General features: G+C 68.1%; 14 protein-coding genes. 4 read left to right on the top strand and 10 right to left on the bottom strand.

The annotated features are described in order from the left end of the window. Together QX070_RS24630 and QX070_RS24635 are read left to right on the top strand one after the other, a co-directional pair. Positions 1 to 1683 (top strand): hypothetical protein, encoded by a 1683-nt coding sequence (locus QX070_RS24630; RefSeq protein WP_315739753.1) that lies wholly within the window; start codon positions 1 to 3, stop codon positions 1681 to 1683. An 18-nt stretch (positions 1684 to 1701) separates the two neighbouring features. Further along, positions 1702 to 2427: a formyltransferase family protein gene (locus QX070_RS24635; protein ID WP_315739754.1), complete on the top strand. Its 726-nt coding sequence runs from the start codon at positions 1702 to 1704 to the stop codon at positions 2425 to 2427. A gap of 1 nt (position 2428) precedes the next feature. Here QX070_RS24635 and bluB read toward each other — a convergent pair whose 3' ends face one another. Together bluB and QX070_RS24645 are read right to left on the bottom strand one after the other, a co-directional pair. After that, positions 2429 to 3085: a 5,6-dimethylbenzimidazole synthase gene (gene bluB, locus QX070_RS24640; protein WP_315739755.1), complete on the bottom strand. Its 657-nt coding sequence runs from the start codon at positions 3083 to 3085 to the stop codon at positions 2429 to 2431. Beyond that, positions 3082 to 4422: a cobyrinate a,c-diamide synthase gene (locus QX070_RS24645; RefSeq protein WP_315739756.1), complete on the bottom strand. Its 1341-nt coding sequence runs from the start codon at positions 4420 to 4422 to the stop codon at positions 3082 to 3084. The genes bluB and QX070_RS24645 overlap by 4 nt, the downstream gene beginning before the upstream one ends. Positions 4423 to 4469: 47 nt before the next feature. Between QX070_RS24645 and QX070_RS24650 the strand changes: the two genes are divergently transcribed. Next, positions 4470 to 5600, top strand: a complete 1131-nt coding sequence (locus QX070_RS24650) for a cobalt-precorrin-5B (C(1))-methyltransferase (RefSeq protein ID WP_315739757.1) — start codon at positions 4470 to 4472, stop codon at positions 5598 to 5600. Here QX070_RS24650 and cobM read toward each other — a convergent pair. The 3 genes from cobM to cbiE are packed head-to-tail and all read right to left on the bottom strand — an operon-like array spanning position 5570 to position 7964. Beyond that, positions 5570 to 6331, bottom strand: a complete 762-nt coding sequence (gene cobM, locus QX070_RS24655) for a precorrin-4 C(11)-methyltransferase (RefSeq protein ID WP_315739758.1) — start codon at positions 6329 to 6331, stop codon at positions 5570 to 5572. The genes QX070_RS24650 and cobM overlap by 31 nt on opposite strands. Next, positions 6328 to 6732: a cobalamin biosynthesis protein gene (locus QX070_RS24660; protein WP_315739759.1), complete on the bottom strand. Its 405-nt coding sequence runs from the start codon at positions 6730 to 6732 to the stop codon at positions 6328 to 6330. Before QX070_RS24660 ends, cobM begins: the two co-directional genes overlap by 4 nt. Beyond that, positions 6729 to 7964: a precorrin-6y C5,15-methyltransferase (decarboxylating) subunit CbiE gene (gene cbiE / locus QX070_RS24665; protein ID WP_315739760.1), complete on the bottom strand. Its 1236-nt coding sequence runs from the start codon at positions 7962 to 7964 to the stop codon at positions 6729 to 6731. The genes QX070_RS24660 and cbiE overlap by 4 nt, the downstream gene beginning before the upstream one ends. A 14-nt stretch (positions 7965 to 7978) precedes the next feature. Between cbiE and QX070_RS24670 the strand changes: the two genes are divergently transcribed. Continuing rightward, positions 7979 to 8752 (top strand): cobalt-precorrin-6A reductase, encoded by a 774-nt coding sequence (locus QX070_RS24670; protein ID WP_315739761.1) that lies wholly within the window; start codon positions 7979 to 7981, stop codon positions 8750 to 8752. On the opposite strand, the gene cobJ is transcribed toward QX070_RS24670, so the two are convergent. Genes cobJ through cobN form a run of 5 tightly spaced genes read right to left on the bottom strand, consistent with a single transcriptional unit; the run spans position 8716 to position 15553 of the window. Beyond that, positions 8716 to 9483 carry a precorrin-3B C(17)-methyltransferase gene (cobJ, locus tag QX070_RS24675; RefSeq protein WP_315739762.1) on the bottom strand — a complete coding sequence of 256 codons (768 nt, stop codon included), beginning with the start codon at positions 9481 to 9483 and terminating at the stop codon, positions 8716 to 8718. The two genes, QX070_RS24670 and cobJ, sit on opposite strands and share 37 nt — an antisense overlap. Beyond that, the gene (locus QX070_RS24680) at positions 9480 to 10238 is read right to left on the bottom strand and encodes a precorrin-2 C(20)-methyltransferase (RefSeq protein ID WP_315739763.1); all 759 of its coding nucleotides are present in this window, start codon (positions 10236 to 10238) and stop codon (positions 9480 to 9482) included. Before QX070_RS24680 ends, cobJ begins: the two co-directional genes overlap by 4 nt. Beyond that, a complete protein-coding gene (locus QX070_RS24685) occupies positions 10235 to 10867 on the bottom strand; it encodes a precorrin-8X methylmutase (protein ID WP_315739764.1) in 633 nt (210 codons plus the stop codon). The genes QX070_RS24680 and QX070_RS24685 overlap by 4 nt, the downstream gene beginning before the upstream one ends. Further along, on the bottom strand, positions 10860 to 12134 hold the full coding sequence (cobG, locus tag QX070_RS24690; RefSeq protein ID WP_315739766.1) for a precorrin-3B synthase: 1275 nt from the start codon (positions 12132 to 12134) through the stop codon (positions 10860 to 10862). The genes QX070_RS24685 and cobG overlap by 8 nt, the downstream gene beginning before the upstream one ends. Next, positions 12131 to 15553: a cobaltochelatase subunit CobN gene (cobN, locus tag QX070_RS24695; RefSeq protein WP_315739767.1), complete on the bottom strand. Its 3423-nt coding sequence runs from the start codon at positions 15551 to 15553 to the stop codon at positions 12131 to 12133. The genes cobG and cobN overlap by 4 nt, the downstream gene beginning before the upstream one ends. Positions 15554 to 15562: the final 9 nt, after the last annotated feature.

Genomic DNA, 15562 nt, shown 5'->3' on the forward strand with positions numbered 1-15562 from the left:
ATGTTTCGATCTGCATCGAGGCTCCAGAGCCTCACCGCACTCGATATATCCGGTGTGAAACTCGTGATCCGCACTGCGACTTCGTTTGCGAGACCAATCGTCCGCTTCGGCCTTGATAAGGCGCATCAGACCGAAGTGATTGCGAATACTTCTGCTCGCGCAGCCACGGTGTTTGTCATCTGTTGCGGCCTCGAGCAGCGCGCCCGGCAACATTGCGAAACGAAGTTCGCGTTTTCCGTGTCGAAAGCCCGGTCTTACTCGCATCATCGCAAGACACCGACGCAAGCGCATGCGCGATCGACGCGCCTGATTGGCCGACGTGGTCCGTTCTATTGTGCGGGAGGGCCCGGCATGACGCGACAAGATCTGAAGACCAACGACCACGACCCGGTGCAAAGCCTGCGCGCTCACGGCGTCAGGCTCGGTCAGCGGCAAGGTCATCGTCTGCAATGGCTGTCGCGAACATTCGGGCCGGTGGTTCACTGCGATGACCTTCCACCGCCTGGCCGTGGCCGCACTATCGTCCTGATCGACCCGCCAACGGGCGCCGGGGCGGAGCTGCTGTACGGCGCGCTGACCTCGCATGACGCCGTGGTGATCCCCTTCGGCGAAAACCCCGCGTTCGATTTCCTGAAATCCAAGTTGACCGAGTTCGGCACCGTCGGCACCTCAGCCGACGGCCCGCACGAATTATGGTGGGGCGGCCGCGACTGGCCTGCGCCGGACGCAGCACCGGCAACTGCGGTGCGTGTCGTGTCCTGCCATCCAACGACGGTCGGCGACTTGCACGTCTATCATCTCAGACGCTCGTTGCAGCGGCTCGGGCTCCCATTCGACGTCGAGGCGATCGATCGCCGCCCCGGCGAACGCCTGAGCGCTGCGGACAAGGCCGACTTCATCGCGCGGATGTGGCAGCGGAATCGCGAACCGCTGTTGTACGTCGAGGCCGACGTGATGTTCCAAGCACCTCCGGACCTTCCTCATCTGGCAGGCTGCGACTTTGCCGTGCATAAGTGGAACGGCTGGGAGATGTCGCCGCGCACCCTCTATTTCGGCCGGTCCAAGGCGGCCGGGACAATGCTGACGACCTGGCGTGAGATCGCCTCTTCATATCCCGATATCTGGGACGGCTATCAGATCGATCAGGCCTGGAGTGCGGTGAGCTCCCAGATCGCGCTCGACACGGTCTGGCTTCCCCGCAGCTACCATGCCGTCGCAGGGGAAGCCGGAGTCCGCAACGCGACGATCGTCCACAATCTGAAGCCGACAAAGGCTGATCTTGGTCCCGACCCGGACTTTGCCGAGGTGGCGCGGTCGCCCCGGCGGGCCGGGCGCGTCGGCGCGTTGGAGTCGCTACTCGTGGTGCGCTCGAAAGTAAAATCCGGCAGAGGTGTCACGGTCATCCTGCGCGACGTCGGAAGCAGCAGCGCACGCGCCGCCGCTGACAGCATCGAGAAGCTGACCAGCGCCTTCGTCGCTGATTGCGGCGGCTTTGGCCGCCTCGAGCTCTCACTGTGCTCGTGGCAGCCGGAGGTTCGCATCGCGCGGGAGGCCGCTTTGCTGGCCGACAACATGGTGCTCGAGATCATCCCCGGTCAGGAGCTGCCGGCCAATTTGTTCGCCGCGACGGCCACCTCGGGAGCTGCGCACCGGCCCACCACCTTCAACGCCCATCGCCGCTGACGCCAACCAGGACAAATCATGTTCGACACCATCATTCTTCTCACCGGCAGCCGCGACCAGCAACTTGCGCTGTCGGAGCTGCTACGGGCGCACAACCCTGCCCTCGCATTCCGTTTCGCGGTCAGCCTGCAGGACATCGAAGCCATCGAACGCGATGTGCTCGGCAGATCCCGCCTGCTTGCCTTCACGACCGGCGTCATCGTGCCTGCCGACATCCTTCAGGCGCTCGGCCACGGCGCCTACAATTTTCATCCGGCCCCGCCGGATTATCCGGGCTGGGCGCCGGCTCATTTCGCGATGTACGACGGTGCGACGCGCTTCGGCGCAACGGCCCATGTGATGGAGACCCGTGTCGACTGCGGCCCGATCGTCGGTGTCGAGACGTTCGACATCCCGCGCGGCGTGGATGTCCGTGGTTTGGAACAGATGACGTTCGTGCGGCTCGCCTATTTGTTCTGGCGCATGTCGCGCGAACTCGCCTGCGACGCCGGCCCGCTGCCGGCGCTCGGCGTCGGTTGGAGCGGAGCGAAGAGCACCAGACAGATGTACGCCGCCAAGTGCGACATGTCCGCCGACATCGATCCGGCCGAAATGGCGCGCCGCATCCGCGCCTTTCACGACGACTTCCGCGGCATTCCACTGACCATCAACCTGCACGGCACACGGTTTCAGCTCATGAGCGCCGCGGGCGCTGTTGGCGAGCCAAGGACGGTTGACGCACCGGCGTTGGCGCTCGCATCGTGACCTAGCGCTTGAGCGGCTTGATCACTGTCTGGTCGAGCCGCGTTTCCCAACCGTGACGTTCCAGCTCGGGATCGTCATGTTCCTCCTGCGGCCAGCCGACGCAGAGATACGCAATCAGGCTCCAGTCGGACGGCAACGCGAGTTCGCGACAGACAGCCGCTGGATCCAGGATCGACACCCAGCCGACGCCGAGACCTTCGGCGCGCGCCGCCAGCCAGAACGTCTGGATCGCCGCCACCACCGAGTAGCGGAGCGTTTCCGGCATCGTGGCGCGGCCGAGCCGATGACCGGTGGCAGCGCCCTCGTCGGCACAGACGGCGAGATGGATCGGCGCCTGCGTCAAGCCTTCCAGTTTGAGGCTCGCATAGAGCGCGCGTCGCTCTCCATCATAACCGGCGAGCGCGGCCTGGTTCGCGCACTCGAAGTTCTCGATGACCGTCGCGCGACGTTCGGGGCTCTCGACGAGCACGAATCGCCAAGGCTGGCAGAAGCCGACCGAAGGCGCATGGGACGCGAGCGCGAGCAACTGTTCGATCAGCTCTGGGGAGACCGGATCGGCGCGGAAACGGCGGACGTCGCGACGCCAGCGCACCAGCTCGGCAAAGCGCTGCCGGAATGTCGCGTCGAACTGCGGAGGACGCCGGCCTTGCTCGCTCATGCGCCCTCGCCGCTCAGGACGTGGAGGAACGATCCCGTCACCGACCCGCGCCGGGCGCCGCGCTCGGCGATGGCGCAGCCCGACGCATCGCGGCACGCGATCAGCGGATCGTCGGCCTCGCTCAGGATGGTCGCATAGTGGAATTCGTGACCGTGAACGACGGCGCCCCTTCGGCCGAGGCTGCAATCGGCCAATAGGGTCGCTTGACGGTAGCCGAGATGCAAGCGGCGTCGTGCGAACGAGGTTTCCAGCGACAGCAGCCCCGCCATCGCATGCCGGACACCGTGGGCATCTTCGAGTCCCGCCCCCAGTGTCATGTAGCCACCGCACTCGCCGTGGATCGGCACGCCGCGCAAGGCCATCGCGCGCAGCGCATCGAGGAACGACCGCGCCGAGGCCAACCGTCCCGCATGCAATTCGGGATAGCCGCCTGGCAGCCACACCGCGTCGGCTGCGGGATCTGGAGCCTCGTCGTTCAACGGCGAAAACGGGATGGCCTCCGCGCCCTGAGCGCGCCAGTGCCGCAGGAGATGCGGATAACTGAACGAGAAGGCCGCATCTGCGGCGAGCGCAATGCGCTGTCCGGGCGGTTTGATGCCAGGGCCAGATGTCTGCGCAGCGAGATCGGTAGAGCGGATCGGATTCGCGAGACCCAGCAGCGCCTCGAGATCGACGGCTCCGGAGACGCTTGCCGCGAGACGCTCGAGATGGGCTTCGAGGGCCGTGATCTCCTGGGCCTGGACCAGTCCGAGATGACGTTCGGGAAATGTCAATTGCGCGTCCCGCGCCAGCGCGCCGAGCAGCCTGATTCCGATGGTCGCGAACGCCGGCTCGATGAGCGCCCTATGCCGCTCGCTCGCGACCCGATTGAGGATCACGCCGGCCACGTGAACATCGTCGCGAAAACGCGCGCAGCCGAGCGCGACGGCAGCGGCCGTCTCGGTCTGCCCACTCACATCGAGAACGAGCACCACCGGCCAGCCGGTCAGGGCTGCGAGACCCGCGGCCGAGCCGCTGCCCGCGCGTCCGGGATGCGACGCGCCATCGAACAGGCCCATGACGCCCTCGACGATGGCGATATCGGCGTCGGCGGCAACGTCGCGGACAAGCCCCAGCAGTTGCGGCGCCGACATCGCCCAGCTGTCGAGATTGTAGCTCGTCCGTCCTGCCGCAACCGTGTGAAAGGCGAGATCGATATAGTCGGGGCCACATTTGAAGGGTTGCACGCGCGTGCCGCGCCGGCTGAGGGCACGCAGCAGTCCGAGCGTCACCGTCGTCTTGCCGGCGCCCGAACGCGGCGCGGCGATGATGATCCCGCTGGGTGTCACCATGGTCATGGCCGCAACGCCGCCGAGGCATGGCAAAATGTGCTATGCGAACGGACATGATGGAAACCGCGGATCCGCCGAACCGACCGCTGAAGCGTGGCTGGACGACCGGCAGCTGCGCCACGGCCGCGGCGCGCGCCGCCTACGAGCTGCTGATCACGGGCAACTGTCCTGCCATGGTCGAGATCGCCCTGCCGGGCGGACGTCGTGTCGGCTTTGCGGTCGCGATGCACGAGGCCGACGGCGCGAAGGCAACCGCCGGCGTCATCAAGGACGCCGGCGACGATCCTGACGTCACGCACGGTGCGCTGGTCAAAGCGACTTTGCGGCGCGGTGCAGACAATTCCGGCGTGACGTTCCGCGCCGGCCCCGGCGTCGGCACAGTGACGCGACCAGGATTGCCGCTGCCGCCGGGAGAACCTGCGATCAATCCGGTGCCGCGCGAGATGATCGCGGCGGCGATCAATGAGGCCGCTGCAGCGCTCGGCGCGGCGCGCGACGTCATCATCGAGATCTCCATTCCTGGCGGCGAGGAGCTCGCCCGGAAGACGCTGAACCCGCGCCTCGGCATCGTTGGCGGCCTGTCGATCCTCGGCACCACGGGAATCGTCGTGCCGTTCAGCTGCGCCGCCTGGATCCACTCCATTTATCGCGGCATCGACGTCGCGCGCGCCGCCGGCCTGCCGCACATCGCCGGCGCGACGGGAAGCACATCGGAGAAGGCCGTGCAGCAGCTCCACGGCCTGCCGGAGACGGCGCTGATCGACATGGGCGATTTCGCCGGCGGCATGCTGAAATATCTGCGCCGGCATCCGGTGGCCCGCATCACCGTGGCCGGCGGCTTCGCCAAGATGACCAAGCTCGGCCAGGGCCTGCTCGACCTGCATTCGCGCGCCGGCGAAGTCGATCTCGGCTGGCTCGCGAAGACGTTGCATGATGCCGGCGCGCCGGACGCGTTGGTCACGACCGCACGCACCGCCAACACCGCGTTGCAGGTGCTTCAGGAGGCCGAGCGGCTCGGATTTCCGGCCGGCGAGGTCGTCGCGCACGCCGCCTGGCAGACGGCGCGGCGTGCGCTGGGCGACAACGACGTTGCGCTCGATGTCGCTGTGTTCGACCGCGATGGCCGGCTGGTCGGACAGAGTTACGGGCCGGCTCATTCGCCCCTCCCGCGGAAGCGTCGCTGATAATCGGCATCGTACAGCGCGCTATCGCGAAAATCCTCAGCTGCGAGCGCGCGGCCCACCAGGATCAGCGCGGTCCGCTCCACGGCGGAAGTCGTGATCTGCCCAACGATCGTCGCCAGCGTGCCGGTCAGGATCAGCTGATCCGGCCAGCTCGCGCGATAGACGATCGCCACCGGACAGTCGTCGCCGTAGTGCGGCCGCAGCTCCTCGACGACTTTGTCGAGAACATGGATGGAGAGATGGATGGCGAGCGTGGCGCGCGACTGCGCGAACAGCGAGAGCTGTTCCGTCTCGGGCATGGCCGAAGCGCGGCCGGAGGTCCGCGTGAGCACCACCGATTGTGCGAGTCCCGGTAAGGTCAGCTCGCGACCGAGCGCGGCCGCCGCCGCCGCGAACGAAGGCACGCCGGGTGTGATCGTGTAGGGTATCCTCAACGCGTCGAGGCGCCGCAGCTGTTCGCCGAGCGCGCTCCAGATCGAGAGATCGCCGGAATGCAGCCGCGCCACATCTTCGCCCGCGAGCGTGGCACGCTCGATCTCGGCCACGATCTCGTCGAGCGACATCGGTGCCGTATCAACGATACGCGCACCGGGCGGACAATGATCGAGCAGCGCCTGAGGAACCAGCGAGCCCGCATAGAGACACACCGGGCAGCGCGCGATCAGGTCGCGACCACGCAAGGTGATCAGGTCGGCGGCACCGGGACCGGCGCCGATGAAGTGCACCGTCATGGCGCAGGCTCCGCATCGGTGACAGCCTCGCCCTCCGCCAGCGCGCAGGTCGCCGCGGCGTTTGCGACGCGCGCGAGGATCAGCCGGGCATTCGCGCCGGCGGCAGCCAGCGCGGCCGTCTCGGCCACGGAAGGTACACCCTTCAAGCGCCTGACGCGATCGCTTCGCGTGATCGCGCGATCGGCGACAGCCGTCATCGCTGCAGAGGCAATTCCGAGCAGCGGACGGCCAAGCCGCTGCGCGGCGCAGATCACGCCAGGCTCGCTGACCTTGTCGGCCGCAGTGGCGAGCACCGCCACGTCCGCGGGTGCGAGGCGCGCAAGCGAGAGCGCATGTGCAATCACCGCCTCGATGTCTGCGACGCTGGCGGCACGGCGGCAGCCAATCCCGAGCGCGATCATGGCTTCGTCACCCGCCACTGCGTGATCGGCATGGCCTGACGCCAGCCATGCATGCGGCCAACCGGCTCGATGCGCGAAACGGCGATGCGGACCAGTTCACCGCCATGCTGGCCGAACAACGCGCTCAGCCGCGTCTCGCCTTCTAGCGACACCACGTTGGCGACGAGGCGGCCGCCGGGTTTCAGCCGCGACCAGACGGCTTCGAACACCCCCGCTTCCGAAATGCCGCCGCCGATGAAGACCGCATCCGGCATCTCAAGATCCGCCAACACCGCCGGCGCGCGCCCCATCACCAGCTTCAGCTCGGGAGCGCCGAGCGCCAGCGCGTTGCGCATCGCCCGGTCGGCCCGGTCCTGCCGCGCCTCGATCCCGAACGCGCGCAACGAGCCGTGACGCAGCAGCCACTCGATTGCCACCGAGCCCGACCCCAGCCCGACGTCCCACAGCAGTTCGCCCGGACGTGGCGCCAGGGCCGACACCGTCACGGCGCGGACCTCGCGCTTGGTCAACTGGCCGTCATGCTCGAATAGGTCATCGGCAAGACCGGCCGTCAGCGGGATCACGGGCGCATCAACCTCGGCGTCAACCTCGATCGCGATCGTGGTCAACGGATGAATATCGGAAAGATCGAACGCATCGGCCGGCGCGCTGCGCACCCGTTCGTGCGCGCCGCCGATCGCTTCCAGCACCGTCAGGCGCGAGCGTCCCATGCGGCGTGAGGTCAGCAGCGCGGCGAGCCTTGGGGCGGTGGATCCATCCCAGGCCAGCGCCAGAATGCGCGCCCCCGGCGCAAGATGGCGGATGATCCCTTCGAGCGCGCGGCCGTGCAACGTCACCTGCGCCACGTCCTGCAGCGGCCAGCCGAGCCGCGCCGCCGCGAGGCTGAAGGCCGAGGGCTGCGGGACGCATAGCATCTCGGCGGACGCGAAACGCTGCATGAGCTGCTTGCCGATGCCGTAGTTGAAAGGATCGCCGCTTGCGAGAACGACGACGGGCTCTCCCCGTCGCGCCGCGACCTGATCGAACGCGAGCTTCAGCGGGCTGGGCCACGCCAGTCGTTCCCCTGCGATCAACGGCGCTGCAAGCTCGAGATGACGGGCGCCGCCGATAACGAGGGCCGCCTGCGCAATGAGACGTCGCGCAGGCGTCGAGAGGCCGTCGACGCCGTCCTCGCCGATCCCGACGATGGACAGCCAGCGCTGCGCGTTGCAAGTTGCGGCCGGGTTCACCATGGACGCTTCCCCGCATGCGTATCCTCATTCTCGGCGGGACGACCGAGGCTTCGGAGCTGGCGCGGCTGCTCGCCGGCGACGATCGGTTCGCGGCGACGCTCTCGCTCGCCGGCCGCACCGCTTCGCCCAAACCGCAGCCGCTGCCGACGCGCATCGGCGGCTTCGGCGGCATCGCCGGACTGAAAGCATGGCTGCGGGATCATGTGATTGATGCCGTGGTCGACGCCACCCATCCGTATGCCGGCCAGATCTCGCGACATGCCGTTGCGGCCTGTCATGCGCTGTCGGTGCCGCTGGCGTCGATCCGGCGCGCGGCATGGCAACGCCAGGCCGGCGATCGCTGGATCGAGGTCGACAGTGCCGACGACGCGGCTTCGGCGCTCGGAGCGGATCCGGCGCGTGTGTTCCTCAGCCTTGGTCGCCTGGAGCTCGCAGCGTTCGGCGCAGCGCCACAGCATCACTACGTCGCGCGAACCATCGACCCGCCCGGCGACATCGCGCTGCCGCCCGACATTCGCTTCGTCAGGGATCGCGGGCCGTTCGACGAGGCCAAAGAGCACGCCTTCCTGACGCAGGAACGCATCGCCTTCGTCGTGTCGAAGAACTCTGGCGGAGCCGCGACCTATCCGAAGATCGCAGCCGCGCGACGGCTCGCGATTCCGGTGGTGATGATCGCCCGTCCCGACAAGCCGCATGGCGTCGCGTTGGACGGCGCGCGGGCCACGTTGCTGTGGCTGGAGGCGCAGCTCGCTCATGCGCCGCCCTCGACTTCACGACGCAGCGTATAGACGAAGGGCGGCTTGCCCCCGCGCGCGATCAGGCGCGTGGCCGTCGATCCGATCAGCACGAGCGTGCGCATGTCCGCCTTGTCGGGATCGACCTCGCCCAACGTGGTGATGATCTGTCTGACCTCACCACTGCCCGCGGCCCGCACCATGACGACGACGGTCGAAGCCGGCTTGATCTGCCGCAGCAGCGCGAACGCCTCCCCCAGCTGATGCGGTCGCGCCTTGGACAGCGGATTGTAGAGCGCGATGACGAAATCAGCTGCAGCCGCCGCCTCAAGGCGGCGGCTGATGGTCGCCCAGCTCTTGAGATTGTCGGACAGCGAGATCGCACAGAAGTCGCCGCCGAGCGGCGCCCCGACCTTGGCCGCCGCCGCCAGCATGGCGGTGACACCAGGCTCGACACGGATGTCGAGGTCGCGCCAGGCCGCCGGTCCCGCCTCGACCGCTTCGAACACCGCCGCGGCCATCGCGAAGACGCCGGGATCACCGCCCGACACCACCGCGACCTGTTTGCCGTCGCTTGCGAGCCCGAGTGCGTGGCGGGCGCGGTCGAGCTCGACGCGATTGTCGCTGGCGTGCCGGATCTGGCCCGGACTCGTCGTGGTCACTCTGTCGAGATACGGTCCATAACCGATCAGATCGGTCGCGCGAGCGATGGCGGCCGAGGCGGCCGGCGTGATCAGTTCGGCTCGCCCCGGGCCGACGCCGACAATGGTCAGCGTGCCCGTCATAGCCGCCGCCCCTGTCCGGGGATCAGGATCATCGAGAAATAGGGGCCGCGGTCCAGTTCCACCTCGGCCAGGGGCGCGACACGCTGCGCCTCCATCGTGCCGCGCTCGACATAGAGCGCGCGATCGAGCAATCCGGCGCTGATGATCGCGCGCTTCACCTTGGTGAGGTTGCGCCCTACCTTCATGATGACGGCGGCCTCACAATGCGTCAGCCGGTCATGCAGGACGTCCTCGCCCAGCGTGCCCGGCAGCACGGAGAGAACGTCGTCGCCCCAGGTGATAGGAACATTGGCCTTGGTCCAGCAGCCGGACATGCCGGTTACGCCCGGGACGACCTCGACCGGATGATCGTGCTCGAGCCGCCGCCACATGTGCATGAACGAGCCGTAGAAGAACGGGTCACCTTCGGACAGCAGACCGACCGATCGCCCTGCCGCCAGATGCGCGGTGATGCTGTCCGACGCACGTCGGTAGAAGTCGGCGATCTGGGACTGATAGGACAGGTCGGCGACGGGCAATTCCTCCGTGACCGGATATTCGAGCCGCAGCTCGTGCCGGCCCGATTCCATCAACGGCGCTACGATCCGTCGCGCGTTGCCTTCCATGCCGCGCTTGGCAAAGAACGCCACCACATCGACGGACCGGACCAGGCCGGCGGCGCGCAAGGTCAGATAACGAACGTCGCCCGGACCGACGCCGATGCCGTAGAGCGTGCCCGGATTTGCCGAGCCCGCGATGGTGTCCAGCAGGCTCATTCGACATCACTCGCGATGGCATTCACCGCCGCGACCGCCATGGCGCTGCCGCCCTTCCGACCCTTCACGATCAGATACGGCACACGGCCGTCGGCCGCGAGCGCCTCCTTGGATTCCCGGGCTCCGACGAACCCAACGGCCGTTCCGATCACCGCGGCCGGTCGCGGCGCGCCCTGATCGAGCATGTCGAGCAGATGAAACAACGACGTCGGCGCGTTGCCGATCGCCACCAGCGCGCCGCCGAGATGCGGCCGCCACAGCTCCAGCGCCGCCGCGGATCGGGTCGTGCCGAGCTGCGCGGCGAGCGCCGGCACCTCGGGAGCATCGAGCGTGCAGATGATCTCGTTCCTCGCCGGCAGCCGCGCCCGCGTGATCCCCTGCGCCACCATCTTGGCATCGCACAGGATTGGCGCGCCACGATCGAGCGCCGCCCGCACCTCGGCGGCGAAGTGTTCGGACATCGCGATGTCGGAGGTGATCTCGACCATGCCGCAGGCATGGATGATGCGCACGGCGATCTTCTCTTCCAGTCCGTGGAAGCGCGACAGATCGGCCTCGGCGCGGATGGTCGCGAACGAACGGCGATAGATCTCCGCGCCGTCCTTGATGTAGTCGCGCAGCTCAGACATCGGCCCTTTCTTTCGTTTCGAACAGCCCGTCGACGTCGATCTCGGTGGGATCGAGCATGCCGCAGGGCTCGCTCTTCACCGTGCCGTTGCGGACGATGTGATAACCTTCGCCCTCGCCAACCAGCACGACGTCCGCGGCTGCCGAGCGTGCGCAGCCCTTGGCGCAGCCGGAGACGTGCAGCGTGCCGTTGAATCCGGTCCGGGCCATCGCATCCGCGAGCACGCGGGCATCCTGTCGCGTCGCCAGTCCCGTCGACGGACAGCAGCCGACGCCCGAGCAGGCGTCGATGCGCATCAATGGATCGGTATCGTCGACGACCAGGCCGAGCCGGGCTGCATCCGCCACCAGTTGCTCCGCGGTCACGACGCCCGCGGAGACATACAGCGCGCGCCATGGTGACAGGCGGACCTCGGCGACATCGTGCGCCGCGAGCATGGCCGCAAGCCGCGCCAGCGTGCCACTATCGATGCGGCCGAATGGCACGCCGAGACCGACGGCGCAGGTTTGATCCGTCAGGGCAATGATGCCGCAACGTCGTTGCGATTTCGCGGCTGATGGCGTCGCGATGACGTTGGAGAGATCAAGGCCCAGTTCGGCGCCGACGGCGGCGCGCGCGTGCGGCGGCAAATCTGCGGAGCGCCGCGTCGGGCTGTGTTGCAGCACCAGCCGCGCGAGCCGCACAGCCGTCGACGCCGCATCGGCATCGGCTGTCGTTCCCAGCCACACGGACTCAACAGAACCGGCGATGCCAACGGCGACACGCCGGGCTTCAGGACCGCTACAGGCGACGAGACGAACATCCGCAGCGAGCCCAGTCAGCGGCAACCTGCCGCCGCCATCCAGCGCAAAGCCGAACTTGGGCGGCAGAGCATGGAGCGCCTGATCCGAGGCCAGCAGTGTCTCCAACTCGGCGGCGACGGGACGCATGTCGACCCATTCGGCCGGGTCGAGTCCTGCCAGCGGATTGACGACGATGTTGCGGATGGCCTCGAGCTCGACACTGTCATCGAGCAGTCCGAGCGATGCCATCAGCTCCCACAGCGGCACAAGCGTCTCGGGCGATACGCCGCGAATCTGCAGATTGGCGCGGCGCGTGAGGTCGATCTGGCCGTTGCCGTAGTGCCGAGCAGCCTCGGCAAGCTCACGCAGCGCCGACACCAGCAACGCGCCGCCATGCGGCCGGACGCGAACGATGAGCCCGTCGCCGCTCGGCATCGGACGCCGCGCGCCCGGGCACCAGCCCTTGATCTCGACCGAGGCGGTCATGACGCGCTCTCCGCTTGCGTCAGGCGCGTGCGGGCATGCGCAAGCTCATCGGCGACCGCATTCCGGCGTGGCACCCATAGCTGCCGGCGTAGCGCATCCTCAAATCGCGAGACGATCGCGGCGACCGCCGCCGGATTGCGCGCGACCATGTTGTCCAACACGGCCTCGTCGCGCAGCAGCGCCCCATGCGCCAGATCGAACAGGTGCTCGGCGACGGCGTCAGAGGTGGCGGCAAAGGCGTAGAGCGCGTCGACGCCCTGCGCGATCTCGGCGACGCCGCGATAGCCATGCGCGAGCATTCCCGCAATCCAGCGCGGATTGGTGAGACGGCCGCGCACCACGCGGGCGATCTCCTCGCCGAATGTCCGCGCCGCCGGCGCCTCCGGACGGCTGGTGTCGAGATGCAGCAGCGCGGGCGACGCGCCGAGCGACGCCGCGGCCGCCGCAAAGCCTCCGGCAAAGTCGGCGACCTCCTCGCCATCGAGCAGGTCGCGCTCACGATCGTCCTGCGGATGCACGAGGGCGTCGGCGCTGCGGACGCGGGCGCGGAACGTGTCGGAAGCAGACGCGCCGTCATGCGTCCCGCCAAAGCTATAAGCGGCGCTCTCGAGATACGCCTCGCCGAGCTGCGACCGGCTCGTCCAGTCCATTCCGAGCGCAAGGTCGGCGGCAACGGCACCGTAGCTGCCAGGCGCCCCGCCGAACACGCGCGCGAGGCTCTCGCCGCGCCGCCGTGCCGCGGCCAGCGGATTGTCGGCATCGTCCTCGTCAAGCGCGGCCACCTTTTGCACGGCGAGATCGAACAGCGCGATCTGCGCTTCGAACAGGTCGCGAAACAGCCCCGAGATCCGCAGCGTCGCATCGATGCGCGGGCGGTCGAGCATCGCCAACGGCAGTACGTCGACGCCGGTGACACGATTGGAGTTGAGGTCCCAGCGCGGCCGCACGCCCAGATAAGCCAAGGCCTGGGCCAGATCGTCACCGCCCGTGCGCAGCGATGCGGACGCCCAGAGATCGAGCATGAGCGCGCGCGGGTAGTCGCCATGATCCTGCAAATAGCGCCGGATCACCTCGTCAGCCGCGCGTACGCCGACCACAGCGGCGGTCCGGGTCGGGATCGCACGCGGGTCGATCGCGGTGAGATTGCGCCCCGTGGGCAACACGTCGAGCCGGCCGCGGCTCGGCGCGCCGGCGGGACCGGCAGCGACGCGGCGACCGTCGAGTGCCGCGAGCAACGCACTGCGTTCGGCTGCAGCGCTCGCGGCGATCCGTGCGGCGATGGCGGCGCGATCGACCGTCGCGGCCGCCGGCCCCATGGCCGCCGTGATCGCATCCGCAAGCAGGCCGGTCGCCGCCGTGTCGGGCGCTTCCCCGAACACATGCAGGCGGTCGCGCACCGCGAGCTCCTTGATGTCACAGAGCTGCGCATCGAGCTGTGCGATCGCCTCGCGTCCGGTCATCGCACGGTCGAGCCCGCAATCGGCGGCCAAGCCACCCTGCCAGGCCCGCGCGACGATCTCCTCCTCGAGCAGCTTCAGCCGGCGCTTGTCGAGGCCATCCGCCTCGGCATATTCCTCGACCAGCCCCTCCAGCTCCAGCAAGGGTCCGTGCAGACCGGCCTGCGACAGCGGCGGCGTCAGATGCCCGAGCGTCAGGGCCGACAATCGCCGCTTGGCCTGCATCGCTTCGCCGGGATTGTTGACGATGAAGGGATAGATCACCGGCAGCGGGCCCAGCACGGCCTCCGGCCAGCACGCATTTGAGAGCGCCAGTGCCTTGCCAGGCAGCCATTCCAGCGTGCCATGCGCACCGAGATGAATCAGCGCATCGATCCGCTCGGCCTCACGCAGATGCGCATAGAGCGCGACATAGGCGTGCCGCGGAGGCACGCTCGTGTCATGGTAGCCAGACTTGCGATCGGCGCGATTGCCACGATCCGGCTGTAGCAGGATCGAGAGTTTTCCCGCACGCAGCACCGGAAAACGGAAGGTGCCATCTCGAACCGCCGGGTCGGCTTCCGCCTCTCCCCAATTGTCATGCGAGGCACGCTGCAGCTCATCCGGCAACAGCGCCAGAGCACACCGATAGGCCGCGAGCGGCACCACGAGCTCATCTGCCTCGTCCCGCAGCAGCGCGTCGACATCTTCGGCGGTCGGCGCTGCGCGGCCGATATCGTACCCCGCCTCCGCCAACAGCCGCGCAATGGCGGCTGCGCTTTCGCTGGTGTCGAGACCGACAGCGTAGCCGCGGCGCCCGCCGCGCGCCGGATAATCGGAAAGCAGCAGCGCCACGCGCCGCTCGCTTGCCGGCAGCGCCCGCAGCCGCGCCCATCGCGCCGCGAGCCGGGCGACGTAAGCAATGCGGTCGTGTTGCGGTACATAACGCATCGTGCCGAACTGCAGACGCTCATCCGCCGGCATTTCACCCTTGAACGCAATCGGGCGCGCCAACAGCCGGCCGTCGAGCTCCGGCAGAACGACATTCATGGCCAGATCCGTCGGCGACAGTCCGCGCGCCGACGAGGCCCAGGCCTCTTCGGTGCTCTGCGCCTGGATGATCTGCAAGACCGGCGCGTCCGCGAGGTCGAGCACCGTGGTGCCGTCGTCGCGCAGCGCCGAGAACGCGGTGGCGTTCAAAATGATCGCAGGACGCCGGCGCTGGACGAGTCGCGCCAGTGCATCCCCGATATTGGGATCCTTCAGGCTGGTCACCGCGACCGCGACCGCCGCCAGCCCTTCACCTTCGAGCGCCCGCATCAGCTCCGCGATCCCTGCCGTATCCGCGGCGAGCAGGCCCGCACGGTAGAACACGATCAACGCGGTGGGCCGCGCATCATCGTGGCCGCAGAGATCATCGATGCCGACCGCTCCGCGATCGGGCATGAAGCCGACGATCGAACCGATCGCGACCGGCTCCGCAAAATGCGCGTCGCGCCCGAGCAGCGTCGCGAGATAGCGCAGGGCCTCGCGCGCATTGCCGACGCCGCCCTCGTGCAGATAGCCGTAGAGACGCGAGGTCGCGTCCTTCGGCAGGGTCGAGAGCGCATCGAGCCTCTCGTCGGCGCGATCGTCACCCGGCAGTGCCGCGAACGGGATGTGGCGGCTGCGGCAGACCGATGCGATGCGCTCCAGCCCGTAGCGCCAATAGTCGAGCCCGCCGAGACAGCGCACGACGACGGCGCGCGCGCCGAGCACGACACGGTCGACATAGAGATCGACCGACATCGGATGCTTCAGCCGTTTCAAGCTGGCGAGGCGCAGGCTCGGCAGCTCATCCGACGACGCGGTCCAGGCCTCGGCCAATGCCGACAAATCGCTATCCGAGAACGACAGCACGACGATTTCGGCCGGCGACTGTGCAAGATCCACGGCCTGTTCGAGGTCGTCGAGATCCGCGCCCGTTGTCGCCAGCAGGTGCATCGGTCCCGC

This window comes from Bradyrhizobium sp. SZCCHNR1093 (assembly GCF_032381175.1).
Taxonomy (GTDB): Bacteria; Pseudomonadota; Alphaproteobacteria; order Rhizobiales; family Xanthobacteraceae; genus Bradyrhizobium.